Source organism: Roseibium sp. (genome assembly GCF_048261595.1).
In the GTDB taxonomy this organism is placed as follows: Bacteria; Pseudomonadota; Alphaproteobacteria; order Rhizobiales; family Stappiaceae; genus Roseibium.
In genome coordinates, this window is sequence record NZ_JBLXFW010000004.1 from 313,689 (window position 1) to 337,876 (window position 24,188).

A 24,188-nucleotide genomic window follows, 5' to 3' on the forward strand; every position below is an offset into this window, starting at 1 on the left:
CGGACTGTTGCCTTGCCTCCTCGCGGAAATTGACAGTCCTGGTATTTTTGATGTACGTACCTCATTGTTGATATTCTGCACCTTTAGATGCCAACCGGATGATTTCCGGCTCGCCGCTTTTTTGAAAGGCAATACGATGAGGGACTTCAAGATAGATCCGGAACACGTCGTTTCCGACGAGGCCTCTCTGCGCGCCCTGTATGAGGCAACACATACCTTGGCATCCCTGAAATGCATGGACGGTCTCGACCGGCACGCCGAAGACTTCATCAGACTGTCGTCCTTTGTCTGCATCGGTACGCAAGGACCGAACGGAAGCGCCGACGTCAGCCCGCGCGGCGACGCACCGGGTTTCGTCAAGATCATCGATTGGCACACTCTGGCGATACCGGACCGGCCCGGCAACAACCGTCTCGACACGCTCGTGAACATCGTCGCCAATCCGAATGTGGGGATGCTTTTCATGATTCCCGGTTTCGATGAAACCCTTCGGATCAACGGCAAGGCAAGCATCGTCACCGAGCCGGGCCTGCTCGAAGCCCTGGCGGTCAATGGCCGTAGTCCCCGAAGCGCCATCGTGATCAGGATCCGGGAGGCCTTTCTCCATTGCGCCAAGGCGTTCCGCCGCTCCCGGCTGTGGGATCCGGAGCATCGGCAGGACCGCAGCCAGCTGCCATCACTGATGCAGATGCTGCTCGATCAGACGACAGGAGCGCCTACCGATATGGATGAGATGCGCAAGAAGGACGCCGATCTCGAGGCCGAGTATCTCAAGACCATGTACTGAGCATCAAAAGGCCCCTGAAGAGGTCTTTTTTGCCCCTCAGTCCTTGCTGCGACCGCGGACTGTCCAGACGCGGAGATCCGTGACCGTCTTGATCATCGCCACGAGAACCGCGAGGCAGAGCAACGCCTTCGTGGCGGTTCCCATCGTGCCCTCGATCAGCATGGCATGAACGACACTGCCCGCGGCAACGACGATCGCAAGGCCGGTATGAAACTGGCGCCATGTCCGGGGAGCAATACGCAGGCGACGCCGGACAAGGGCCACAAGCGCCGCTCCAACGAGCGCCCACATGGCAGCAACACCCCAGACCGAGAAGGGTGTCGGCGACCTCAGCAAAAGGGCGTCGACGACATCCGGCGGACTGGTGATCCAGAGCCCGCCGACATGAACGACGATGGCCGCCAGAAGGATCGCGCCAATCCAGCGGTGAAGGCGCCGCCCTTTGAGCCCGGCAAGCCCGGGCAAATATCCGCCCGCGAGCAAAGGCTGCAGCAGGAGCAGCGCCATTGCCATCACACCGGCAAACCCGGCCACGATGTAGACCGGCTGGCGCCATTGCAGCAGAGGGCTCATTGCTGCCGCCGCAATTGGCGCGGCGATGATCAGCACGACAGCTGTCCAGATCAGGGCCGCGCGCACAGATGTCATTCGGGGAGCATCCCGTGTTGGTCAGACAGGCTGAAGGACGAAATGGGCTTCCAGGCTGGTATCCCGGGCACTTGCCATCACGGGCCGCAGGAACACGGTTTCGAAGTCGCCGCTGTCATAGGCCAGATGCCCGTGCGGTTGACCGAACGCCGGGACGATCTGCGGCATTTCGAGCCGGAACTCTCCGTTTGCATCCGTTAGGGTCGCACCGTGGCTCTGCGGATCGCGCTCGTGCCCTTCGGTGGTATGGGCCCAGATCTGAATGCGCTGTCCCGCGAGCGGGGCGCCGTCGCCGGCCCGCCGGACGGTGCCTGTCATCCAGAAGCCTCCGCCGCCAATCCTGTCGACGACCGGTGTCCCGGGCCGGTAGTTGTTCGAGCCGCCGCGCATGGAACGGGTCGGCTCGACGCCCTTGGCTTGCGCAGGAACGAGAAGGCGTGGAGAAGCTGCGGCAACCAGTGTCGCAGCGGCTGAGGTAACGAGAGTGCGGCGGGTCACGAGTTTGCAGGTCATGGAGACGGTCTCCCTTCCGGCGCCAAGCGGCTCGGCTTGACATCAACTATAGCGCGTTTTTGCATGGGGGTGACCTAGGGGCCTCACGTCCGAATGCAAAGCTTTCTCACGGCTTCGTGATCAAGGCACATTCGCGCGCTCCTCGACGCCTACCTCCCCCATCCCAGGCCTGGATCCCCTCGTCAAACCGTGGGATGGCTTTCACGAAACGTCCCGGCCAAATAAAAAGACCGGGCGTTGGCCCGGCCTTTTCAACGTCAGATCCGAAAATTCGATCAGGCGTGGATTGGCTTGGCGAAGGTCGCCAGAGCAGCTTCCTTGACCGCTTCCGACATGGTCGGGTGAGCGTGGCAGGTGCGGCCCAGGTCTTCCGACGAGCCGCCGAATTCCATCAGGACGGCAGCTTCGTGGATCATTTCACCTGCGCCGAAGCCGACGATGTGAACGCCCAGAACCTGATCGGTATCCGCGTCAGCGAGGACCTTGGCGAAACCGTCGGTCTGGTTCATGGCGCGGGCGCGGCCGTTGGCCATGAACGGGAACTTGCCCACCTTGTAGTTGACACCTGCTGCCTTGAGCTCTTCTTCCGTCTTGCCGACAGAAGCGACTTCCGGCTGGGTGTAGACGACACCCGGAATGACGTCGTAGTTCACATGCGGCTTCTGGCCGGCCAGCAGTTCGGCCAGGGCAACGCCCTCGTCCTCTGCCTTGTGGGCCAACATCGGGCCTGCAATCACGTCGCCGATGGCATAGATGCCTGCGACATTTGTCGCGTAGTGACCATCGGTCTTCACGCGGCCGCGCTCATCCAGCGCGACGCCGGCTTCGGCAAGGCCAAGGCCTTCAGTGTAGGGCTTGCGGCCAATGGCAACGAGAACGATATCGGCTTCGATGGTTTGCGCTTCGCCGCCCTTTGCAGGTTCCACGGTGACTTCCAGGCCCTTGCCCTTCTTGGTCACGCCGGTGACCTTGGACGACAGCTTGAACTCCATGCCCTGCTTCTTCAGCATGCGCTGGAAATTCTTGGAAACATCGCCGTCCATCGGACCGAGAATCTTGTCCATGAACTCGACCACGGTGACTTCCGCGCCAAGGCGGCCCCAGACGGAGCCGAGCTCAAGGCCGATCACGCCGCCGCCAACGACAACCAGCTTGCCCGGAACCTTCTCGAGTTCCAGCGCGCCGGTGGAAGAGACCACCTGCTTCTCGTCAATTTCTACACCCGGCAGCGGCATGACGTCCGAGCCGGTAGCAATGACGATGTTCTTCGCCTCCAGAACGGACTTGGAGCCGTCTTCTGCCGTGACCTCGACCTTGCCCGCGGATAGGATCTTGCCGGTGCCGTGATGGGCGTCGATCTTGTTCTTCTTCAGGAGGAAACCGACACCGTTAACGTTGGCGTCGATGACGTCCTGCTTGTGCTTCATCATGGTGCCAAGTTCGAGCTTCGGCTTGGATACCTTGATGCCCAGAGTTTCAAAGCCGTGACCGGCTTCGGCGAACATCTCGGAAGCATGCAGCAGCGCCTTGGAAGGAATGCAGCCGACGTTCAGGCAGGTGCCGCCGTGGGTGGCACGCTTCTCGACAACGGCCACCTTCAGGCCAAGCTGAGCTGCCTTGATGGCGCAAACATAACCGCCGGGGCCGGTGCCGATGACGACAAGATCATATTGGGACATTTCGGTCGCCTTTTGCCTTTTCTGCGTACGATCCGCGTTGCGGATCAGGGGAGGATTGCGCGCCCACCGGAAACATCCAGGATCGCGCCAGTCGTGTAGCTGGCATCTTCGGAAAGAAGCCAGATGATTGCCTTTGCCACTTCGTCGGCGGTGCCCGCGCGCTTCATGGGAAGCGTCGGGGCCAGCTCCGCCGCACGATCCGGCACACCGCCGGAGGCATGGATTTCAGTTTCGATGATGCCTGGGCGCACAGCATTGACGCGGATGCCTTCATCGGCAACTTCCTTCGCAAGGCCCACAGTCATCGTATCGATTGCGCCCTTTGCGGCAGCGTAGTCCACATATTGGCCTGGGGAACCGAGCTTTGAGGCCGCAGAACCCAGATTGACGATGCTGCCGCCCTTGCCTCCGTGGCGCGTGGACATCCGCTTGATGGCCTCGCGGGCGCAAAGAAACGAGCCAATGACGTTGATCGAGAACATGCGAGTCAGCCGATCCATCGACATCTCATCGACCCGCTGAGACTGATCGACGACACCTGCATTGTTCACCAGCCCGACAAGGGTACCGAGCTCGTCGGCAACTTCGAACATCTTGAGCACATCGGCTTCATTCTGGACATCGCCCTGAACGGCACCGGCAATGCCACCTGCAGATTTAATCTCTGTGACGAGCGCATCGGCGGCTTCGCGGTTGGCGGCATAGTTCACGACGACCGCACGGCCGTCTTCAGCGAGACGCCGGCAGACGGCGGCCCCGATACCGCGGCTTCCACCTGTGACCAAGACCACTTCGGTCATTGCGATCGTGTCTCCTTGCCGCCCATCGGACTACTTGATCCGGACCAGTCGTTCGGACGCCTTGCCGCCGGCCCATGTTCCGTCGAGCGTGCCATCAGCATTGACCCGGTAAATCACCGGCTGGCTCTCACCCCAATCGATTGTCAGAACGGATCCTGCCATGCCGCCCTGGCCATGGAATGTCTGGCCACTGATTTCCCAGCGGAAGAAGGCAATGCCATTCTTGGCCGTGATATACACCCGACCCTCGTAACGAGATCCGTTGGGATTACGGCCATCGACCGAATAGGTGCCTTCCAGCTGTTCGACGCTGGTGGGGCTGACCACGGCCTTGAACCCGGCTTCCGCGAACATGCCGCCCGGGATCAGCAATGCCGCGCCAACGACGGTGGACATGGCAATGATGCCAGAGGCCGCGAGACGGATCAGCGTGCGTGCGTTCAGGCAGGACATCGTGGAACCTCTCATTGCTACCGATCGGCCAGCGCCAGTCTCAACCCGAAACCGGCGAATGTGACGGCGATGGTCCGGCGCATCCATGTCAGGACCGTCTCGCTGCGCAAGACATGCGTGCCGACCAACGCGGCGAACGAACCATATATGACGAAAACACAAAAGGTCATCGCCATGAAAAGGCCGCCCATGCCCAACATGTCCGCCGTGGGCGATACGGCTCCCGGCGAAATGAACTGCGGCAGAAGGGCAAAAAAGAAGATGGTCAGCTTGGGATTGAGGATGTTGATCAGAAACCCGGTCCAGGCGACCGACGGCAAGCCGCGTGTGCCCCGGTCCGCATCGCGGCCGAGTGAAAGGGCTCCCTGATCTTTCAAGGTCATCCAGGCCAGATAAAGGAGATAGGCAACGCCGGCATATTTCAGCAGCTGGAAGACCAACGCGCTGGTGTGGAGAAGGGCCGCGAGGCCCATCACCGACGCGAGAATGGCAGGAACGATGCCGAGCGTGCAGCCGAAGGCAGCCGCAGTGCTCGCCAGCCGGCCCTGACCAAGGCCGACTGCAACTGTGTAGACAACGCCGGTTCCCGGAACCAGAACGACCACAAGGGCGGTTATCAGAAACTCCAGGGTCATGGGCTTCCTTCTCCCGGCGTTGTCCTTACCTCTTTATCAGAGATCCAGAACCAGACGCTGCGGATCTTCCAGGCTTTCCTTGACGCGAACCAGGAAGGTCACGGCTTCCTTGCCGTCAACGATGCGGTGATCGTAGGAAAGCGCCAGATACATCATCGGGCGGATGACGACCTGACCGTTGATGGCCATCGGACGTTCCTGGATCTTGTGCATGCCCAGGATACCCGACTGCGGAGCGTTCAGGATCGGCGAGGACATCAGCGAGCCGTAGACACCACCGTTGGAGATGGTGAAGGTGCCGCCGGTCATGTCGGCCATGCCGAGCTTGCCGTCGCGAGCCTTCTTGCCGAGGTTGCCGATTTCCTGCTCGATTTCGGCGATGGACATCTGGTCGGCATCACGAACGACCGGAACCACAAGGCCCTTGTCCGTGCCGACAGCCACGCCGACGTGGCAGAAGTTCTTGTAGATGACGTCCGTGCCGTCGATCTCGGCGTTAATGGCCGGGATTTCCTTCAGCGCGTGACAGACAGCCTTGGTGAAGAAGCCCATGAAGCCAAGCTTCACGCCGTGCTTCTTCTCGAACAGGTCCTTGTACTGCTTGCGCAGTTCCATGACCGGGCCCATGTCCACCTCGTTGTAGGTGGTCAGCATGGCCGCAGTGTTCTGGGCATCCTTCAGGCGGCGCGCGATGGTCTGGCGCAGCTTGGTCATGCGGACGCGTTCTTCGCGGCTTGCGTCGTCGGCGGAAACCGGGCCACGCGGAGCGGCCGGGGTGGCAGCCGGCTGAGCGGTCACGCCTGCGGCAGCGGCAGCGATGACGTCGCCCTTGAGCACCTGGCCGCGCTTGCCGGAACCGGCAACCTGATCGGCAGAGATGTTCTTTTCAGCCATCATCTTGGCAGCGGAAGGCGCCGGCGGCATGGAGGAGCCACCTGCGGACGCGGCCGGTGCCGGAGCAGCGGCTGCGGCGGGAGCTGCGGCAGCAGGTGCGCCGGAGCTGTCGATCTGGCAGAGCAGAACGCCCGGTTCGACGGTGTCGCCGGTCTGGGCCGAGATCTTGACGATGGTGCCGCCGACCGGAGCCGGAACTTCCTGAGCCGCCTTGTCGGTTTCCAGTTCGACGAGAACGTCGTCAGCCTTGACCACGTCGCCGACCTTGACGCTCCATTCGCCGACTTCAGCTTCGGTCACGCTTTCGCCAGCGCTCGGGGTCACGACATCGACGATGGATGCGGAAGAAGCTGCTGCCGGAGCGGCGGCTTCCTTCTTGGCAGCCGGAGCCGCGGCGCCTGCGCCATCCGCGATCTGGCCGAGCAGAGCGCCGACCTCGACGGTGTCGCCCTCGTTGACCACGATGCTTTCAAGGGTACCTGATGCCGGGGCCGGCACTTCGACGGTCACCTTGTCGGTTTCCAGTTCCACCAGCGGTTCATCGGCCTGGATGGCATCACCCGGCTTCTTGAACCACTGTGCGATCGTTGCTTCGGATACGGATTCACCCAGCGTGGGGACGCGAATTTCGGTTGCCATGGTCGCCTTCTCTTAAGTTTGCCTGGCCATTTCCGGTGTGCGAGGGGCCGCGCCGTCGCAGCCCCTTGCCAATTAGTTTCCGAGCGCTTCCTCGAGGAAGGCCTGGAGCTGTGCGAGATGTGCGGACATCAGGCCGGTGGCCGTGGAGGCCATGGCGCTGCGGCCAGCGTAACGCGGACGCGTCATCTTCGCACCGATCTGCTGGAGCACCCACTCGATGTATGGTTCGACGAAGAACCAGCCACCCATGTTCTTGGGTTCTTCCTGACACCAGACCATCTCGGCGTTCTTGAAGCGGTTGAGCTCCGTCGACAGGGCCTTCTTCGGGAACGGGTAGAGCTGTTCCACGCGCAGCAGGTAGACATCGTCGATCCCGCGCTTCTCGCGCTCTTCGAGAAGGTCGAAGTAGACCTTGCCCGAGCACATGACGACGCGGCGGATCTTGTCGTCCGGAACCAGTTTGGTTTCGGAAGTTCCCATTTCCGCATCGTCCCACAGGAGACGGTGGAAGGTGCTGTTCTCACCCAGTTCGCTGAGCTTGGACACCGCCCGCTTGTGACGCAGAAGAGACTTCGGCGTCATCAGGATCAGCGGCTTGCGGATGTCACGCTTGAGCTGACGGCGCAGGATATGGAAGTAGTTCGCCGGCGTCGTGCAGTTCGCGACCTGCATGTTGTCTTCCGCGCAGAGCTGGAGATAGCGCTCCAGGCGAGCGGAGGAGTGTTCCGGCCCCTGACCTTCATAGCCGTGCGGCAGAAGGCAGACGAGACCGGACATGCGCAGCCACTTGCGTTCACCGGAAGAGATGAACTGGTCGAATACGACCTGGGCACCGTTGGCGAAGTCGCCGAACTGGGCTTCCCAGAGCGTCAGGGCATTCGGCTCGGCCAGCGAATAGCCATATTCGAACCCGAGAACCGCTTCTTCGGAGAGCATCGAGTTGATGACCTCGTAGCGCGCCTGGCCTTCCGCCAGGTTGTTCAGCGGGATGAAACGGCCTTCGTTTTCCTGGTCGTAGAGCACGGAATGACGCTGGGAGAAGGTGCCGCGTTCACAATCCTGACCGGACAGGCGAACAGCGTGACCTTCCTTGAGCAGTCCAGCAAAGGCGATCGCTTCGGCGGTAGCCCAATCGATGCCCTCGCCGGTCTCGATCATCTTCTGACGGTTGTTCAGGAACCGCGAGATCGTGCGATGGACGTTGAAGCCATCCGGCACGGTCGTCAGAGCCTTGCCGATTGCCTTCAGCTCGTCTTCCGGAATACCGGTCTGGCCGCGGCGCGGATCTTCTTCGTCATCGGCCCGCTTGAGACCCGACCACTTGCCGTCCAGCCAATCGGCCTTGTTCGGCTTGAAGGCCTGTCCGGCATCGAACTCGCCATCCAGATGAGCACGCCAATCGGTCTTCATCTGCTCGACTTCGTCAGCCGTCACGACGCCTTCCTTGATCAGGCGTTCGGAATAGAGCTGCAGCGTCGTCTGATGCTTGCGGATCTTGCGGTACATGATCGGCTGCGTGAACGCCGGCTCATCTCCTTCATTGTGGCCGAAGCGGCGGTAGCAGATCATGTCGATGACCACCGGACGTCCGAACGTCTGGCGGTACTCGATGGCGATCTTGGCCGCGAAGGTCACGGCTTCCGGGTCATCTGCGTTCACATGCAGGATCGGAGCCTCGATCACCTTTGCCATGTCGGACGGATACGGCGAGGAACGCGAGAAGCGCGGGTTCGTCGTAAAGCCGATCTGGTTGTTGATGATGACGTGGATCGAGCCGCCGGTGCGGTGACCGCGCAGGGCCGAGAGGCCGAAACATTCGGCAACCACGCCCTGACCCGCGAATGCGGCATCGCCGTGCAGCAGCAACGGCAGTACGTTGGACCGCTCGACGTTGGTCGTGTCCATCTGCCACTTGCCGTCGACAGCCGAAAGCTGATCCTGCTTCGCACGGGCCTTGCCCAGAACCACAGGATTCACGATTTCCAGGTGCGACGGGTTCGCTGTCAGCGACAGGTGAACGTCGTTGCCGTCAAAGGTACGGTCGGAAGATGCACCAAGGTGGTACTTCACATCGCCGGAACCTTCCACGTCGTCCGGCGCGTAGGAACCGCCCTTGAACTCGTGGAACACCGCGCGATGCGGCTTGCCCATGACCTGGGTCAGGACGTTCAGGCGGCCGCGGTGGGCCATCCCGAGAACGATGTCCTTGAGGCCAAGCTGGCCTCCGCGCTTGATGATCTGCTCAAGCGCCGGGATCAGCGCTTCACCACCGTCAAGGCCGAAGCGCTTGGTGCCGGTGTATTTCACATCGAGGAACTTCTCGAAGCCTTCGGCCTCGACAAGCTTGTTCAGGATTGCCTTCTTGCCTTCCTTGGTGAAGGCAACATGCTTGTCCGGACCTTCGATGCGCTCCTGGATCCAGGCCTTGGCTGCCGGATCGGAGATGTGCATGAACTCGACGCCGAGCGTGGAGCAGTAGGTCCGCTTCAGGATGTCCATCATCTCGCGCAGGGTGGCGTATTCCAGGCCCAGAACGTGATCGATGAAAATCTTGCGGTCCCAATCAGCTTCGGTGAAGCCGTAGGAGGACGGATGAAGTTCCTCGTGGTCGCCCGGAGGCGACAGACGAAGCGGATCGAGATCGGCATGAAGATGGCCGCGCATGCGATAGGCGCGGATCATCATCAGGGCGCGCACGGAGTCGCGCGTGGCCTGATGGACATCCGCGTCGGACATCTGTGTGCCCTTGGCATCTGCCTGCTTCTTCAGCTTGTCGCCGAGCTTCTGCTCGATAGGAGCCCAGTTGCCGTCAAAGGCATTGACCAGGTCGCCGCTGGCCGCAGGCGGCCAATCCTTGCGTTTCCACGGAGCCCCCCGCGCTTCCTTCAGGACGGCTTCCTTCTCGTCCTGGAAAGCCGCAAAGAAATCCTGCCACTCGGCATCGACCGAGCTCGGGTTTTCCTTGTACTGAGCGTAGAGGTCTTCGATATAGGCTGCGTTGGCGCCGTAAAGCAACGACGTCAGTGCGAATACGTTGTTCGCTTCCTGCCGTGCCATGTCCATCCAGCGGAGAGGTCCCCGCCCTTGTTCTTCAAGGCGGACCCACACGAGCCCGGCCTAAGGTTCCTTTTCAGGCCGATGAGATCACCGACCCCCTCATATTTACCGGTCAAGGCACCCGATTTTCGGGCGTCTTGACCGTATCGCGTCACTATGCCTACCGAAACGTAAACAATTTACGTGCCGGAACCAGCATAATCGGTCTCATTAACCCTTCAATACTTCGAGAAGGGTTTCGCCGAGCTTTGCCGGGGACGGGCTGACCTTGATGCCAGCCGCTTCCATGGCAGCGATCTTGTCTTCTGCTCCGCCCTTGCCGCCGGAGATCACGGCACCGGCGTGACCCATGGTACGGCCCGGAGGCGCAGTACGGCCTGCGATGAAGCCGGCCATCGGCTTCTTGCGGCCCTTCTTGGCTTCGTCGATCAGGAACTGCGCCGCTTCTTCTTCAGCGGAACCACCGATTTCGCCGATCATGATGATCGACTGGGTTTCGTCGTCTGCGAGGAACATTTCCAGGACGTCGATGAACTCGGTACCCTTGACCGGGTCGCCGCCGATGCCGACAGCCGTGGTCTGACCAAGGCCGGCGTTGGAGGTCTGGAACACTGCTTCGTAGGTCAGCGTGCCGGAGCGCGAAACGACGCCGACGGAGCCCTTCTTGAAGATGGAGCCCGGCATGATGCCGATCTTGCATTCTTCAGGGGTCAGGATACCCGGGCAGTTCGGGCCGAGGAGACGGGACTTGGACTTTTCAAGCTTCGCCTTGACCTTGACCATGTCGGCAACCGGGATGCCCTCGGTGATGCAGACAATGAACGGGATTTCCGCTTCGATGGCTTCGATGATCGCAGCGCCCGCGCCTGCCGGCGGAACGTAGATCACGGACGCATCGGCGCCGGTCGCTTCCTTCGCTTCGCCGACGGAGGCGAAGATCGGAAGCTTGGCGTCGGCATCAAGTCCGGAGGTCCAGCTTTCGCCGCCCTTCTTCGGATGCACGCCGGCAACCATCTGGGTGCCGTAGTACTGCAGCGCCTGTTCCGTGTGGAACGTACCGGTCTTGCCGGTCAGGCCCTGAACGATGATTTTCGTGTCTTTATTGACGAGGATCGACATTTACGCGCCCCCCTTAACGGCTTTCACGATCTTCTGGGCGGCGTCGTCGAGATCATCGGCGGCGATCACGTTCAGACCGCTTTCGTTGATCAGCTTCTTGCCGAGTTCGACGTTGGTGCCTTCGAGGCGGACAACGAGCGGAACCTGCAGACCGACTTCCTTGACGGCTGCGATCACGCCTTCAGCGATGACGTCACAGCGCATGATGCCGCCGAAGATGTTGACCAGGATGCCCTTCACGTTCGGATCGGAAGTGATGATCTTGAACGCTGCCGTCACCTTCTCCTTGGTGGCGCCGCCACCGACGTCGAGGAAGTTGGCCGGCTCTGCGCCGTAGAGCTTGATGATGTCCATGGTCGCCATGGCCAGGCCGGCGCCGTTGACCATGCAGCCGATGTCACCGTCGAGAGCAACGTAGGCGAGATCGTGCTTGGACGCTTCGATTTCCTTGGCGTCTTCCTCGGTCTCGTCACGCAGTTCCATGATTTCCGGGTGACGGAACAGGGCGTTGCCGTCAAAGGAAACCTTGGCGTCGAGAACGCGCACGCGGCCGTCCTTCATGACGATCAGCGGGTTGATCTCAAGAAGGCTCATGTCCTTCTCGATGAACGCCTTGTAGAGGATCGGGAACAGCTTCATGCCGTCTTCGCGCGCTGCACCGGACAGTTCCAGGGCGTCGCAAAGCTGGGTGGCATCGGCGTCGGTGACGCCGGTTTCCGGATCGATCGGCAGGGTGACGATCTTTTCCGGGGTGTCGTGGGCAACGGCTTCAATGTCCATGCCACCTTCGGTGGAAACAACGAATGCCGGGCGGCCGACGGAACGGTCTACCAGGATGGAGAGGTACAGCTCGCGCTCGATGTCGGCGCCGTCTTCGATGTAAAGACGGTTGACGACCTTGCCAGCATCGCCGGTCTGGGCGGTGACAAGGGTGTTGCCGAGCATTTCCTTGGCGTTCTTGATGACGTCTTCCAGCGAGAAGGCAAGGCGGACGCCGCCCTTTGCGTCAGGGCCGAGTTCCTTGAACTTGCCCTTGCCGCGACCACCTGCGTGGATCTGGGACTTCACGACCCAGAGCGGTCCGGGAAGCTTCTTTGCTGCGGCTTCTGCCTCGTCGGCGGAGAAGATGGCAACGCCTTCCGCGACCGGCGCACCATATTCCTTCAGTACCGCCTTGGCCTGATATTCATGGATGTTCATCTGTTTCCCCCGTTTCGGAGGACCGCCGCCGGGAAGGGGCGACGGTCATCTTGAAAGGATGCGGCAGCGCCTGCCTTATGCGAGCGCCGGCTGGATCTTCTTGCAGGCGTCGACGAGACCGTCGACGGAAGCGACGGACTTGTCGAACATCGCCTTTTCATCGGAGTTCATGTCGATCTCGATGACGCGCTCGACACCTTCGGCGCCGATGACGACCGGTACGCCGACATAGGTGTCCTTCAGGCCATACTGGCCGTCGAGAGCTGCAGCGCACGGCAGGACGCGCTTCTTGTCCTTCAGGTAGCTTTCCGCCATTGCGATGGCAGAGGAAGCCGGTGCGTAGAAGGCAGAGCCGGTCTTCAGCAGGCCGACGATTTCCGCGCCGCCGTCACGAGTACGCTGAACGATCTCTTCGAGACGATCGGCGGTGAGCCAGCCCATCTTGACCAGGTCGGTGAGCGGGATGCCGGCAACGGTGGAGTAGCGGGTCAGCGGCACCATGGTGTCGCCGTGGCCGCCGAGAACGAATGCGGTGACGTCTTCAACGGAAACGTTGAATTCTTCCGCCAGGAAGTAGCGGAAACGGGCGCTGTCCAGAACGCCGGCCATGCCGACGACCTTGTTCTTCGGCAGACCGGAGAACTTCTGCAGGGCCCAGACCATCGCGTCGAGCGGGTTGGTGATGCAGATAACGAAAGCGTTCGGAGCGTATTTGGCGATGCCGGCACCGACCTGCTCCATGACCTTCAGGTTGATCTCGAGGAGGTCGTCGCGGCTCATGCCCGGCTTGCGCGGAACGCCCGCGGTCACGATGACGACGTCGGAGCCTTCGATGGCTGCATAGTCGTTTGCGCCGGCCAGCTTTGCGTCGAAACCGTCGACCGGGGAAGATTCGGCGAGGTCGAGCGCCTTACCCTGCGGGGTACCTTCCGCGATGTCGAAGAGAACGATGTCCCCCAGTTCCTTCAAGCCAGCAAGATGAGCGAGCGTACCGCCGATCTGACCAGAGCCGATCAAAGCAATCTTGTTCCGCGCCATATCCGAAAGTTTCCCTTTACGTAAGATGGAACCTCATGTCATCCGCTGATGACTGCGGATGGCACTACTCCCTTTGTTGGCCCCGCGCAAGCTAACCAAAAGATTATTGCGCTCCTGAGCCAAACATTTGACCAACACTCCCGCGTCACTAAGTGACCTATAGGGAATGCATACCTATGCGCGTAAGCGCGTTTCTTCTCCCGCGAGGTATGCCTCCGATCTCATCTCGATGAGACGGGACACCGTGCGATCGAACTCGAATGCTTCCGTACCGCCCTCGGCGACGTACAACCCGGTCGGCTCGGCTTCAGCCGAGATCACGAGCTTGATGCCATTGTCGTAGAGTGCGTCGATGAGATTGATGAAGCGCTTGGCTTCGTTGCGTCGCGCCTTGCTCATGACCGGCACACCTTCCAGGAACACCGTTCCGTAGGCATGGGCAATGCGCAGGTAATCGGCTGCGCCAAGCGGCTGCATGCAAAGGTCGTCGAAAGTGAACCGTGCTGCACCCGCGGCGGCTGCGCGAACGGGGATCTTGCGCCCCTTGTTCTCCAGTTCTTCGGCGTGCGGCGCGACCCCATGTGTCAGCTTGCGCCACAGCTCGTCCATCTGGCCATTCGCCTGCGGACCAAGCGGGGTCACATAGACCGGAGCGCCACCGAGCTTTTCCAGACGGTAATCGGTCGGGCTGTCGAGCATCACCACGTCGACATGCTCCTGCAGCAGCGCAACGAAGGGCAGGAACAGCTGACGGTTGAGCCCGTCGCGATAGAGGTCCTTGGGATCGACATTCGATGTCGCCACCACGATCACCCCGAGCGAGAACAACTGGGTGAACAGCCGGCCGAGGATCATCGCATCGGCAATATCGGTTACGGAGAACTCGTCGAAACACAGAAGCCGGGTTTCATCGGCAATCTGCTGGGCGACCGGCGGGATCGGATCATCGCCCTTCACCTCGCCGCGCTTGAGCGCCTGACGATAGGCATGAATGCGGTCATGGGTCTCGGCCATGAACTCATGGAAATGCGCCCGGCGCTTGCGCTTGACCACGGCCACTTCCATGAACAGGTCCATGAGCATGGTCTTGCCACGGCCAACACCGCCCCAGACATAAAGCCCGCGCACTGTCGGCAGGTTCTTCTTGTTGCGGCCGAAGAGCCAACCGAGGGAACTTTTCTTGGATGCGAGGCGAAGCTGCGAAAGGTCAGTGTTGAGGCGGTCGAGGCGTCGAACGATATCCAACTGTATTGGATCCTCGCTGATGTCCCCGGAGGATACCAATGCCTCATATCGGCTTTGAAGAGCCCGACTGACCGGCAGTTCCACTTCCACTTCGGCGCTCCGTTTTTGACATTTCGTCCGCGCCCCTGAACATCAGGGTGCGCCAAACTGTCGCCCCGCCGCTCGCATAAGGTCAAACCAATCAAGATGCAAGCATCGGAAACAGTCTTGAGCTGCCGAAGTAACGGTAAAATCCATTTAAAAGGTTTATTTGCACACAGAAGAGGCACGAAAAGACGGCTTCGGACAACAATTTGACCGATCGTGGCGCCATTCCTTGGCTCATGATCAAAAAATCACGATCGGGCGCACCCGTGCGATTCCACCAGACCTGCCTCCGGATCAGGGAAGTCTTGCCGGAACCGCGGTTTGTGCCTGGGTCATCTCTTGACCAGACGCGCTTTCAGGGCGCTCTGGCGCGCCTGCAGGAGAAGCAGTTGAGCCACGAGCGCGCGCTCTTCCGGAAGCTCCAGATCCGCCTTGCGGCCGCGTCCGTCGGTCAAGAGCCAGGCATTGCCCGCCTGCACGACGTCGACTTCCATCGGCTCATTGGGGAGCAGGCCGAGCTTCTTTAGAACCCCGTTCCCGGCCGAAGCGTCAGACGCGTCGGCCCCGTTGTCATTCGCCACAGGAGGTTCGTTCAACTCACCTGCGGATTTCAGATCCAGCCGCAGGGAACGATAGAAGGGCTGCACTGCTTCCGTGTCGACAAGGATGACATTGGTGACACCCTGTCGCTGAAAGACGATCCGCACGATACCGCATCCTGCCGGGATGGTGGCGCTAGAGCACGGCAACTTGTGCACCTCGCCAATAGGGGTCCATTCGGCGCGCAAGGTCACCGTAACCGGCTGGCGCAGATCGGGCATCACCCTGGCCAAGGCGCCCTCACCGGCCCTCCGGCTTTCCGACTTGTGGCGAGTGGCGGTGTCCTGGCTTTGTGCCAGCGCCGTGCCGCCGATCCGCAGTCGGCGGAAGACGACAACGTCACGCGGAAGATCCGTGCGCTCCACCCGCCACCCGGCGTCGAGCCATGCATTCTGATGAACGAGGCTGCCGCCGGAGTTTGCCCACCATGTTCGGTGCTCACGAGCGCTTTTGGGAAGATCGGACCCGAGGATCGCTTCCAGGTCGACCAATTTGGCGGCCCAGACAACGTCATCGAGATGAGCCAAGTGTTCTCGCAGCGGATCGTATTTGGACATGAACCCCTCCTAAAGCCAGAAGAGAGTTTACACCCAAGACGCGAAAGATCCAGTCAATTTTACCTAAGGTTGTTTAAACCACGCATCCGCTAACGGTATAGAGTGATTGGCGAACCCGCTGACGTCTGCCCGCTGAACTGTTCGGCAGAGGTCGCATAAAGCTGTGCAACGACATTTCCGCTACCGTCCTTCAGACTTACCTGCTTGCCATTGAGGTCCCACGCAGAGACACCGGACAGAAGAGGCGTCGCGCAGCCGCGGGTATTGGCACGGTAGCCTCCGGACCAGGTCGTCAGCGCCATGAAGGCCATGCAGTTGTCGCCCGCCGAGGAAATCTTCCAGCCGCCTGCCATGTCACTGCGGCCGATCTCGAGTGCGCCCGTAGGCTCGGGAGCAGAAGCGGCCGCCAGATCGGTTCCCTGGGCGCCATCCACGGAGGCCGCGCCGACAGGAGCAAGCGGGTCAAGCGGCTGCAGTTCGGCTTGACCAACCGCTGTCGTCGGTGTCGCCGGAAGTGGAGCTGCATAATTCCGGCTTCCGGACAGCCTTTGGCATCCGGTCACAACGACTGCACAAGTGAGCGCCAGCGTTACCGCCAATCCACGTTTCATATCGAATCATTCCTCGTTCCGCCGCGAACTGCTTCTTCTTAGCGCAGGAGCGCTCAGAAAGGCAAAGTCCTACCGAAGTCTAAGACCTGATCCTATTGAATCAGGACGAATGCGACTGATATATGTCCTTCAGCGCTTGGGGGAGCGCCGGGAGGACAGTTTTTGTCATTCAGGAGCGCTCCATGCAGCTTCCATTATCATTGCAGAATCTGTTCGGCCTGTTCGTTACTGAGCAGGGCGGGAAAAAGGCTGATCGCGTTTTCGGCGCGGGTGAAATCAGGCGTTTGAACGGGACCGAGAAGCATCTGTTCCGCGACCACCTGCTTCGGCTGGACCCGGAAACCCGGCGCAATCGCTTTGCCATGCATGCGACAGATGCTTTCCTTCGCAACTACGTCGAAACCTCTTTCACGCTCGATACCGTGATCTACGCCTACATCGAAGATGGTGTTGTGCGCGGCACTTCAGAGCTGAGAACCCTTGGAGCAGACGACGCTTCGGAAGCTGCTTTTTGTGTGGAAACCGATTGGCGGCGCCAGGGCATCGGAACCCGGCTGATGGATCTCCTGCTGCAGGAAGCCCGCCGTCGCGGCAACAGCCACATCTACATCAACTGCCTTGCGACCAACCGGCACATGCAGGCGCTGGCCCGAAAGTTCGCTGCCGACATGACCTTCCAGGCAGGAGACGTGATCGGCCATCTCTCGCCGCCCAGACCCGGGCCAGGCCAACGCTTGCGGGCATGGCTCGCACGCCATCTGCCGCAGGTCCCCGGCCCGCTTGCACAAAGTTGAACTGAGTTGATGTCCCCAGACTGACGAGGGAGGCGACTTTCGGCCGCCTTCCCCTTCCGCTGGTCAAGCGGCGATGTTTTCGTCGAAATCGCCAAGCAATTCCTGGTCGGCGAATGCGCGGATACGCTGAAACGCCTCCCGATGCTGCTGCAAGGCATTTCCCTCAGCACGCGGCTCAAGCGGCAGATGCACCACGGAAACGCTGCCCTGCCACTCCGGCGGCAAAGGCGCGATTTCCACACCGCCGAGAAACACCACCATGTCCGGCCGCGGTGCCATAGGCATCTGGAAAACGTCGATTGTCTTCGGCTCCAGGGCTTCCGCACGGATCCCGGTTTCAGCCAGTAGCCGGCGTACGCCGGGATGAATCGCGGCTCTCTGCTTCATGCCGGCCGAAAAGGCACGAACGAAGCCAAGACCCTTCGCGTTGACATAGGCCTCGGCCAGCGGGCTCAACAGGCCATTGTCGGGACATACGAACAGAACAGTGATCTCGTGCACGTCAACTCTCCGATTCATTCATTGATTCGGGCCGTCATGCGCTCGGTCTAACCCCGTCCTGCAACGGGGTTGTGACGTTTGGCAAAGATGCAGCCGCGGTCGGGAGCTGGCGTCCCTGACTGCATGGCCCGGATCACAAACGCTGTCCCGGATCACTCGTTCCCTGAAAAAACATCAAATGCAGCAAGAGCTTCCGCCCCGTAGATCATCGACGGCCCTCCGCCCATGTAAACGGCGACGCCGATTGTCTCCATCACCTCCTCGCGCGTGGCACCATATTTTGCGGCGGCCTTGGCATGATAGGCAAGACAACCGTCGCAGCGCGCGGTGATACCGATTGCGAGGGCAATCAGCTCCTTTGTCTTGGAATCCAGAACACCTTCCTTGATCGCGGAGCGAGCGATCTCGTGGAACCCCTTGGTGACGCCCGGAATGCCGGAGCGAAGTTCTCCCATGCGGTGATCGGTCTGGGTAATGAAGGCTTGCCAATCGGATACGGCCATTTACTCTCTCCACGAGTGTGTCTATGGCGTTTTCCGTACCGGGGGCGAAAGAGGTTCGCGTTGATTTCACTCAAGTGAAACTATTCTTTCCGCCTGTCCCCACCGCCGAAATCACTGTGAAGAGGACTGCGTTTCATGCCGACTGCCATCTGGTGCATCCTGATTGCCGCCATTCTGCCGATGATCACGGTTTTTCCGGCGAAGCTGAACAAGGATTTCGACAACGCCAACCCGCGCGATCCGGGCTACTGGAAGAGCGGCTTCCGCGCCCGGGCGAAGGCGGCTGAGCAGAACGGTTTCGAAGCCTTTCCGTTTTTCGCAGTGGCCGTGATTGTCGGTCTGTGGCAGGGCGGCTCGGTGGAATGGATCGATAAGCTGGCCGTGCTGTTCATCGGCCTGCGGCTGATCTTCATCTTCTGCTACTACACCGATCGGGCCACGCCACGGTCCCTCGCCTGGGGCGCGTCGGTCTTCTCCATCATCGGCATTTTCACGAGCCCGCTTTGGAGCGTATGATCATTCGCAGACGCCTCTAGCACCGTCCACAGGCTTGTATTTGCCCGGGGCCCGCGAATAAGCGAAACTGCGGCGAATCAGGGAATCAGCCGCACATGCTCGCATCGCAGCCGCTTTCGGCCAGCGCACAGGACCAGAGTCTTTCCGCCCAACAGCCCGCGAACCCGCAGGAGGTGCTGCAAAGCGTCTTCGGCTATCCGGATTTTCGAGGCAAGCAGCGGGAAGTCATCGACACTCTGGTTGCGGGCGGCGATGCGGTCGTCCTGTTCCCGACGGGGGCGGGCAAGTCTCTGTGCTATCAGATACCGGCCCTGTGCAGGCCCGGCATAGGCATAGTCATTTCGCCCCTGATCGCGCTGATGAAAGATCAGGTCGGTGCGCTTGTCGGCGCCGGCGTCGAGGCGGCAGCTCTCAATTCCTCCCTGTCGCCTGAAGAACAGGATGCAGTGCGCGAGAAGGCGCGGAGCGGTGCTCTGAAGCTGCTCTACGTGACTCCGGAACGGCTGGCCACCGAAGGCTTCCGCCGGTTCCTCGACACGCTGGAGATTGCGCTCTTTGCCATCGACGAGGCGCACTGCGTCAGCCAGTGGGGTCACGATTTCCGGCCCGAATACCTGTCCCTTGCCGCGCTTGGGCACCGATATCCGGGCGTTCCGCGGGTCGCCCTGACCGCGACCGCCGATCCGCATACCCGCGAGGACATCATCGCCCGGCTGCAGCTGGACAAGGCAGAGGTCTTCTCGACCAGCTTCGACCGGCCGAACATTCGCTACGAAATCGTCGAGCGCACCAACCAGCGCCAGCAACTTCTCGATTTCCTGGCCCGCCACAAGGACGAGAGTGGCATCGTCTACTGCCTGTCGCGCAACAAGGTCGAAGACATTGCAGAATGGCTGAACGCCAAGGGCGTGCGCGCCCTGCCCTATCATGCAGGTCTTCCGGCTGAGGTGCGCGCGGCCAACCAGGACGTCTTCCTGCTCGAGGAAGGGCTTTGCCTTGTCGCCACGGTTGCCTTCGGCATGGGCATCGACAAGCCGGATGTGCGGTTCGTCGCTCATCTGGACCTGCCCTCGTCCGTCGAAGCCTATTACCAGGAAACCGGCCGTGCGGGCCGTGACGGCGCTCCCTCGGAAGCCTGGATGGCCTATGGCATGGCCGACATGGTCCAGCGCCGACGCATGATCTCCGAAGGCGATGCGCCAGACGAGATCAAGCGGGCGGAGAACGCCAAGCTCAACGCACTGCTCGGAATCTGCGAAACCTCCGGCTGCCGCCGGCAGGCGCTTCTGGCCCATTTCGGCGAGACCTACCCGAAGCCTTGCGGCAACTGCGATACCTGTCTGTCGCCGGTGGAAACCTGGGACGGCACGGAAGCGGCGCAAAAGTTCATGTCCACCGTCTACCGCACGGAGCAAAGGTTCGGCGCAGGTCACATCGTCGACGTGCTGCTCGGCAAGGAAACCGACAAGATCACCCGCTTCGGCCACGACAAGTTGTCGGTCTACGGCATCGGCCAGGAACATTCCCAGAAGGTCTGGCAGTCGGTCGCCCGCCAGCTGGTGGCGGCCGGTCTCGTCGATGTGGACCACGCCAATTTCGGCGCTCTTGTCCTGACCGAGGATGCCCGGGCAGTCTTCCGCGGCGAGAAGACCGTACCCCTCAGGAAGGACCGGGCGGCCGCCAGCTTGAAAAAGACCCGCGGCGAGCGCTCCGCACAGCTCGCAGATGAACTCGATCCGGAGGATCGTCTGCTGTTCGAACGCCTGCGCCGCCTTCGAACCCAGATCGCCCGCGAGAACGAAGTGCCGCCCTACGTTGTGTTTCCGGACGCAACGCTGGCCGGCATCGCCAAGGCCCGACCGGGAACCTACATGGCGCTCCTTGAAGTCTCGGGCGTTGGCCAGAGCAAGCTAGAGAAATACGGCCGCGAGTTCATCGAGGTCGTGGAGGCCTTCGAGGCTGGCGTTTGACTGGGGCCGCCCTCCAACCTCAAGACCCGGGCTTGGGGATGCCCTTGTAGGCCTCTGCGCCCCAGACCTTCTTCACCGTGACATCGCGGCCGCAAGCGCCGCGATAGCCCTTGTAGGCGGTGGATCGGGTGACATAGCCAAAGCGGGTCAACGTGCGCTTGCCGCTGAGATAATAGCCTTGGTGATAGTCTTCCGCCGGCCAGAACAGGGCCGCACTCTCGACAGGGGTAACGATCTTCCGGCCCAACGCCTTTTCACCGTCGGCGATTGCGGCCCTAGCCGCCTTTGCCTGGGCATCGGTCAACGGATAGATGGCCGTGGAATAGGCATGGCCGCGGTCGCAGAACTGGCCGCCCGCATCCGTCACGTCGACCGTGCGCAGGAAAATGTCGACGAGGTCCCGGTAGCTAAGCTTTGTCTCGTCGAAATCGACCTGCACCACTTCCCGGTGGCCGCCCTTTTCATAGCTCTTGTAAGTCGGGTTCGGCGTCGTTCCCCCGGCATAGCCGGACACCACTTCGCGCACACCCGGAACGGCCTCAAGGTCCGATTCAACGCACCAGAAACAGCCGCCCGCGAGGATCGCCGTTTCGGCATTTGCAGGGACGGATCCAAGACCCGCTCCGACAACAAGGGCAACGGACAGGGCAAGCGATCTGAACATGGACGAGCTCCTTCTCTTCCTGCCCTACTGCTAGCTGAGCACTGAAGAAAGGCAACTCACGACCCTACACGAATGCGAGAACACCGTAGCGTGACAAACCTGTGCTAGGAGTTTCGCCGACAACCGATTGAGCTATTTCGGAGGGACCATGCCCGGCCAGTCACCAGAGCGGAGAGGCCGCCGATCTCTATGCATCTGCGGCTCCATGACGTTCATCGATGAAATGGAGGCTCTCGCCCGCACGCTCGTCAATGCTGGATACGACGTGGCGACGCCCGTTCGTGAGGAAACCACATTCGATTGGGCAAAGGCCTCGGAGGCTGAAGCGGTCGCACGAAAGGCGGTCTACCTGACTGACTATTTCGAAGAGATCCGACGGTCGGATGCCGTGATCATAGCCAACTATTCAAAGCATGGCATCGGCGGCTACATCGGCGCCAATACGTTGATGGAGGCCGCCTGCGGGCATGTACTAGCGAAACCTGTCTACCTGATGTTCTCGCCCGGGCCTCAATCCTGCCGCCTCGAAGCTCTTGCTGTTGCCAGCGCTGTTTGCGATGGCGACGTCACCCGGTTGCTTGAAGTGCTGCAGACGACATGAGGCGTTGGGCGGACCTCAGTGGCCCGCAGCCGTTGCCTTCTTGCCACGGATCATGGCCCACACAGGTTCGATGATCCTTGTGACGAGCGGGATCAGGATCAGGCCGAGCGCCAGCCCCGCGACGCCGTCCATGGCTGCCGTACCGAGCCACATCATGAAACCTTCGGCGGTCCCGACTGCGTGGGCCAGCCCTTCGGCCAGGTGATGGATGGTGTCATAGGGGGCCGCGACCCCCAGTTCCTTCAGTCCGTGAATAACGATCGAGCCGCCGACCCAGAGCATGGCGGCAGTACCGACCGTCATCAGGACTTTCAGCAGGCTTGGCATTGCCTTGACGATACCGAGGCCAATGGCCCGCGTGAGCGAAAACCGGCCTTCATTTGCCATCATCAGGCCGACATCGTCCGCCTTCACGATCAGTGCGACGGAACCGTAGACCATCACCGTGATGCCGATGGCAACCACGGCAAGGGTCGCTGCTTCCATCCAGATCGACCCGTCCGGAATTTCCGCCAGTGCGATGGTCATGATTTCCGCAGACAGGATGAAGTCGGTCTTGATCGCGCCTGAAACCTTCTGTTTTTCAAGGTGGGTCGGATCCTGGATCAGGTCGGCGGGCTGGTCGGCGTCGACATGGTGCGGACTGAAGATGTGTACGATCTTCTCCGCCCCCTCGAAACACAGATAGGCGCCGCCCAGCATCAGCAACGGCGTGATGAGAAAGGGCAGGAATTCATTCAGCAGCAGGCCAATGGGCAGCAGGAAGATCAGCTTGTTCTTCAGCGAGCCGCGCGCGATCTGCCAGACGATGGGCAGCTCGCGGGCCGGATGGAAGCCCGAGACGTATTTCGGCGTCACCGCAGCATCGTCGATGACGGCTCCTGCCGCCTTCGACCCGGCCTTGGCCGCCTGCCCGATCACATCGTCAACGGAAGCCGCCGCAACCTTGGCAATGGCCGCAACATCATCGAGAAGGGCAAGCAATCCGCTCATGGGGTCTCCAGAATCATTTCCGCCGTTTCGGCGACCTTACCTTGCTTTGACGATAGGCCAAATGCGCCGGGTCGTTTTTTGACAACGTCTGACGACCGGATCCGTTCAATCGGGCAAGCGCTACGCGCCTGGTGCTGCCATGGTTCATCAGCTTGCCTTGCTTCGTCTTGCCTTGGCTCGACAATGGCATTCATGCCGTGCCATTGCCTCAAACACGGCTGCCATCCCGGTCACGTCACGGTATGGATCCCCCCGAGGGTCAGGGGCAGGCTCCATCAAGTCCGAGGATGACGATGCGTTGGCCTAGGGCAACGCCGCTTCCTCTGCCGTCATCCCGGCCAAGCGAAGCGCGAGCCGGGACCCACTCGCAGGTCCGCTTGCCGAAGCTCTGCCGTGTTGTGACACAGGTTAGCCGCACGACAATTCCTCACCTTAACCGCTCTGCGAACGAGTAGGCCCCGGATCTCCGGCTGGGCCTTCGTCCGGGGTGACGGAAGCATCTTTGGCAAGGGCTGGCCCCAAGCCCAGACTTGTCACCCCAGCGAAGGCTGGGGTCCAGTACGCGGAGACCTCTCAATGCAATCAACCGCCGAAAGCGGATACTGGATTCCAGCCTTCGCTGGAATGACAATGGATGGGGGGGCAAATTCGAATGCCGGCCTCATGCTGACAGTGAGCAGAGACTTGCGGATCGATGCAAGGGCAGTGCGGCACAGCTTTTCCTCACTCAGGACAAGGCAGCACAAGAGCTCCGAAACATCCTTATGCCTCCTCGGTTTCCCGCAACCCATTGAAATCATTACTTCGAACATCGTTTATCCCCCACACCTCGGAGCTGCCGTATCATGGATGCCGTTCCTGCCCGCACGGGGCCGACAACGGACCGACCGTTCGTGGGTGGCGGGAACCGGAGATCAGGCGGGCTTGCGGCCTAACGGACCGGTAGCGTGGTCCGGCGGATCGCTCAAGCCGAAGGCGCCACGGGTGACAGACGTGGGGCAGCCCGGTCAGAGAGGCGACGGGTCGGGGAGAATTGACAGCCCTCCTCGCAGTCCGCAGTGGCACGCGGATGGAAACCGGAGCA

At 61.1% G+C, this 24,188-nt stretch carries 23 protein-coding genes; 5 read left to right on the plus strand and 18 right to left on the minus strand.

Annotated features, from left to right (window positions below):
• The first annotated feature begins 136 nt into the window (after nt 1–136).
• On the plus strand, nt 137–787 hold the full coding sequence (locus ACN0SY_RS14990) for a pyridoxamine 5'-phosphate oxidase family protein (protein WP_417688458.1): 651 nt from the start codon (nt 137–139) through the stop codon (nt 785–787).
• Nucleotides 788–823: 36 nt separating this feature from the next.
• Here ACN0SY_RS14990 and ACN0SY_RS14995 read toward each other — a convergent pair whose 3' ends face one another.
• From ACN0SY_RS14995 to ACN0SY_RS15060, 14 genes are all read right to left on the minus strand, one after another.
• A complete protein-coding gene (locus ACN0SY_RS14995) occupies nt 824–1,435 on the minus strand; it encodes a ferric reductase-like transmembrane domain-containing protein (RefSeq protein ID WP_417688460.1) in 612 nt (203 codons plus the stop codon).
• Nucleotides 1,436–1,456: 21 nt separating this feature from the next.
• Nucleotides 1,457–1,948 carry a twin-arginine translocation pathway signal gene (locus ACN0SY_RS15000; RefSeq protein WP_417688462.1) on the minus strand — a complete coding sequence of 164 codons (492 nt, stop codon included), beginning with the start codon at nt 1,946–1,948 and terminating at the stop codon, nt 1,457–1,459.
• 275 nt (nt 1,949–2,223) lie between these two features.
• Complete coding sequence (gene lpdA / locus ACN0SY_RS15005) at nt 2,224–3,627, minus strand: dihydrolipoyl dehydrogenase (RefSeq protein ID WP_417688464.1); 1,404 nt, start codon at nt 3,625–3,627, stop codon at nt 2,224–2,226.
• Between the two features lie 44 nt (nt 3,628–3,671).
• Entirely contained in the window at nt 3,672–4,427 is a 756-nt protein-coding gene (locus ACN0SY_RS15010; protein WP_417688466.1) for an SDR family oxidoreductase, read from the minus strand.
• A 30-nt stretch (nt 4,428–4,457) separates the two neighbouring features.
• Nucleotides 4,458–4,895: a hypothetical protein gene (locus ACN0SY_RS15015; RefSeq protein WP_417688468.1), complete on the minus strand. Its 438-nt coding sequence runs from the start codon at nt 4,893–4,895 to the stop codon at nt 4,458–4,460.
• Nucleotides 4,896–4,897: 2 nt separating this feature from the next.
• A complete protein-coding gene (locus ACN0SY_RS15020; protein ID WP_417688470.1) occupies nt 4,898–5,515 on the minus strand; it encodes a LysE family translocator in 618 nt (205 codons plus the stop codon).
• 36 nt (nt 5,516–5,551) lie between these two features.
• Nucleotides 5,552–7,048 carry a 2-oxoglutarate dehydrogenase complex dihydrolipoyllysine-residue succinyltransferase gene (gene odhB, locus ACN0SY_RS15025; RefSeq protein ID WP_417688472.1) on the minus strand — a complete coding sequence of 499 codons (1,497 nt, stop codon included), beginning with the start codon at nt 7,046–7,048 and terminating at the stop codon, nt 5,552–5,554.
• 72 nt (nt 7,049–7,120) lie between these two features.
• The gene (locus ACN0SY_RS15030; RefSeq protein ID WP_417688474.1) at nt 7,121–10,105 is read right to left on the minus strand and encodes a 2-oxoglutarate dehydrogenase E1 component; all 2,985 of its coding nucleotides are present in this window, start codon (nt 10,103–10,105) and stop codon (nt 7,121–7,123) included.
• 210 nt (nt 10,106–10,315) lie between these two features.
• On the minus strand, nt 10,316–11,224 hold the full coding sequence (gene sucD, locus ACN0SY_RS15035; protein WP_417672505.1) for a succinate--CoA ligase subunit alpha: 909 nt from the start codon (nt 11,222–11,224) through the stop codon (nt 10,316–10,318).
• On the minus strand, nt 11,225–12,424 hold the full coding sequence (gene sucC, locus ACN0SY_RS15040) for an ADP-forming succinate--CoA ligase subunit beta (RefSeq protein ID WP_417672503.1): 1,200 nt from the start codon (nt 12,422–12,424) through the stop codon (nt 11,225–11,227).
• 75 nt (nt 12,425–12,499) lie between these two features.
• Nucleotides 12,500–13,462: a malate dehydrogenase gene (gene mdh / locus ACN0SY_RS15045; RefSeq protein WP_417688476.1), complete on the minus strand. Its 963-nt coding sequence runs from the start codon at nt 13,460–13,462 to the stop codon at nt 12,500–12,502.
• Between the two features lie 174 nt (nt 13,463–13,636).
• A complete protein-coding gene (zapE, locus tag ACN0SY_RS15050) occupies nt 13,637–14,791 on the minus strand; it encodes a cell division protein ZapE (RefSeq protein WP_417688738.1) in 1,155 nt (384 codons plus the stop codon).
• 335 nt (nt 14,792–15,126) lie between these two features.
• Nucleotides 15,127–15,951, minus strand: a complete 825-nt coding sequence (locus ACN0SY_RS15055; protein WP_417688478.1) for a hypothetical protein — start codon at nt 15,949–15,951, stop codon at nt 15,127–15,129.
• A gap of 89 nt (nt 15,952–16,040) precedes the next feature.
• Nucleotides 16,041–16,562: a protease inhibitor Inh/omp19 family protein gene (locus ACN0SY_RS15060; protein ID WP_417688479.1), complete on the minus strand. Its 522-nt coding sequence runs from the start codon at nt 16,560–16,562 to the stop codon at nt 16,041–16,043.
• Nucleotides 16,563–16,744: 182 nt separating this feature from the next.
• Between ACN0SY_RS15060 and ACN0SY_RS15065 the strand changes: the two genes are divergently transcribed.
• Nucleotides 16,745–17,356 carry a GNAT family N-acetyltransferase gene (locus tag ACN0SY_RS15065; RefSeq protein ID WP_417688481.1) on the plus strand — a complete coding sequence of 204 codons (612 nt, stop codon included), beginning with the start codon at nt 16,745–16,747 and terminating at the stop codon, nt 17,354–17,356.
• 63 nt (nt 17,357–17,419) lie between these two features.
• On the opposite strand, the gene ACN0SY_RS15070 is transcribed toward ACN0SY_RS15065, so the two are convergent.
• Nucleotides 17,420–17,857: a low molecular weight phosphatase family protein gene (locus tag ACN0SY_RS15070; RefSeq protein WP_417688483.1), complete on the minus strand. Its 438-nt coding sequence runs from the start codon at nt 17,855–17,857 to the stop codon at nt 17,420–17,422.
• Between the two features lie 152 nt (nt 17,858–18,009).
• Entirely contained in the window at nt 18,010–18,360 is a 351-nt protein-coding gene (locus ACN0SY_RS15075; protein ID WP_417688485.1) for a carboxymuconolactone decarboxylase family protein, read from the minus strand.
• Between the two features lie 135 nt (nt 18,361–18,495).
• On the opposite strand from ACN0SY_RS15075, the gene ACN0SY_RS15080 reads away from it, so the two are divergent.
• A complete protein-coding gene (locus ACN0SY_RS15080; protein WP_417688487.1) occupies nt 18,496–18,876 on the plus strand; it encodes an MAPEG family protein in 381 nt (126 codons plus the stop codon).
• A 95-nt stretch (nt 18,877–18,971) separates the two neighbouring features.
• The gene (gene recQ / locus ACN0SY_RS15085; protein ID WP_417688489.1) at nt 18,972–20,846 is read left to right on the plus strand and encodes a DNA helicase RecQ; all 1,875 of its coding nucleotides are present in this window, start codon (nt 18,972–18,974) and stop codon (nt 20,844–20,846) included.
• Nucleotides 20,847–20,865: 19 nt separating this feature from the next.
• On the opposite strand, the gene msrA is transcribed toward recQ, so the two are convergent.
• Entirely contained in the window at nt 20,866–21,510 is a 645-nt protein-coding gene (gene msrA / locus ACN0SY_RS15090) for a peptide-methionine (S)-S-oxide reductase MsrA (protein WP_417688491.1), read from the minus strand.
• 205 nt (nt 21,511–21,715) lie between these two features.
• Here msrA and ACN0SY_RS15095 point away from each other — a divergent pair, with 205 nt between their 5' ends.
• Nucleotides 21,716–22,111 (plus strand): hypothetical protein, encoded by a 396-nt coding sequence (locus tag ACN0SY_RS15095; RefSeq protein WP_417688493.1) that lies wholly within the window; start codon nt 21,716–21,718, stop codon nt 22,109–22,111.
• A gap of 15 nt (nt 22,112–22,126) precedes the next feature.
• Here the strand turns inward: ACN0SY_RS15095 and ACN0SY_RS15100 are convergent, their stop codons facing one another.
• Nucleotides 22,127–23,104 carry a DUF808 domain-containing protein gene (locus ACN0SY_RS15100; protein WP_417688495.1) on the minus strand — a complete coding sequence of 326 codons (978 nt, stop codon included), beginning with the start codon at nt 23,102–23,104 and terminating at the stop codon, nt 22,127–22,129.
• Between the last annotated feature and the right edge of the window lie 1,084 nt (nt 23,105–24,188).

Excerpts from the sequence above, each read along its gene's own strand:
- ACN0SY_RS14990 (WP_417688458.1), top strand. The coding sequence starts at position 137 with ATGAGGGACTTCAAGATAGATCCGGAACACGTCGTTTCCGACGAGGCC.
- ACN0SY_RS14995 (WP_417688460.1), bottom strand. The coding sequence starts at position 1,435 with ATGACATCTGTGCGCGCGGCCCTGATCTGGACAGCTGTCGTGCTGATC.
- ACN0SY_RS15000 (WP_417688462.1), bottom strand. The coding sequence starts at position 1,948 with ATGACCTGCAAACTCGTGACCCGCCGCACTCTCGTTACCTCAGCCGCT.
- lpdA (WP_417688464.1), bottom strand. The coding sequence starts at position 3,627 with ATGTCCCAATATGATCTTGTCGTCATCGGCACCGGCCCCGGCGGTTAT.
- ACN0SY_RS15010 (WP_417688466.1), bottom strand. The coding sequence starts at position 4,427 with ATGACCGAAGTGGTCTTGGTCACAGGTGGAAGCCGCGGTATCGGGGCC.
- ACN0SY_RS15015 (WP_417688468.1), bottom strand. The coding sequence starts at position 4,895 with ATGAGAGGTTCCACGATGTCCTGCCTGAACGCACGCACGCTGATCCGT.
- ACN0SY_RS15020 (WP_417688470.1), bottom strand. The coding sequence starts at position 5,515 with ATGACCCTGGAGTTTCTGATAACCGCCCTTGTGGTCGTTCTGGTTCCG.
- odhB (WP_417688472.1), bottom strand. The coding sequence starts at position 7,048 with ATGGCAACCGAAATTCGCGTCCCCACGCTGGGTGAATCCGTATCCGAA.
- ACN0SY_RS15030 (WP_417688474.1), bottom strand. The coding sequence starts at position 10,105 with ATGGCACGGCAGGAAGCGAACAACGTATTCGCACTGACGTCGTTGCTT.
- sucD (WP_417672505.1), bottom strand. The coding sequence starts at position 11,224 with ATGTCGATCCTCGTCAATAAAGACACGAAAATCATCGTTCAGGGCCTG.
- sucC (WP_417672503.1), bottom strand. The coding sequence starts at position 12,424 with ATGAACATCCATGAATATCAGGCCAAGGCGGTACTGAAGGAATATGGT.
- mdh (WP_417688476.1), bottom strand. The coding sequence starts at position 13,462 with ATGGCGCGGAACAAGATTGCTTTGATCGGCTCTGGTCAGATCGGCGGT.
- ACN0SY_RS15055 (WP_417688478.1), bottom strand. The coding sequence starts at position 15,951 with ATGTCCAAATACGATCCGCTGCGAGAACACTTGGCTCATCTCGATGAC.
- ACN0SY_RS15060 (WP_417688479.1), bottom strand. The coding sequence starts at position 16,562 with ATGAAACGTGGATTGGCGGTAACGCTGGCGCTCACTTGTGCAGTCGTT.
- ACN0SY_RS15065 (WP_417688481.1), top strand. The coding sequence starts at position 16,745 with ATGCAGCTTCCATTATCATTGCAGAATCTGTTCGGCCTGTTCGTTACT.
- ACN0SY_RS15075 (WP_417688485.1), bottom strand. The coding sequence starts at position 18,360 with ATGGCCGTATCCGATTGGCAAGCCTTCATTACCCAGACCGATCACCGC.
- ACN0SY_RS15080 (WP_417688487.1), top strand. The coding sequence starts at position 18,496 with ATGCCGACTGCCATCTGGTGCATCCTGATTGCCGCCATTCTGCCGATG.
- recQ (WP_417688489.1), top strand. The coding sequence starts at position 18,972 with ATGCTCGCATCGCAGCCGCTTTCGGCCAGCGCACAGGACCAGAGTCTT.
- msrA (WP_417688491.1), bottom strand. The coding sequence starts at position 21,510 with ATGTTCAGATCGCTTGCCCTGTCCGTTGCCCTTGTTGTCGGAGCGGGT.
- ACN0SY_RS15095 (WP_417688493.1), top strand. The coding sequence starts at position 21,716 with ATGACGTTCATCGATGAAATGGAGGCTCTCGCCCGCACGCTCGTCAAT.
- ACN0SY_RS15100 (WP_417688495.1), bottom strand. The coding sequence starts at position 23,104 with ATGAGCGGATTGCTTGCCCTTCTCGATGATGTTGCGGCCATTGCCAAG.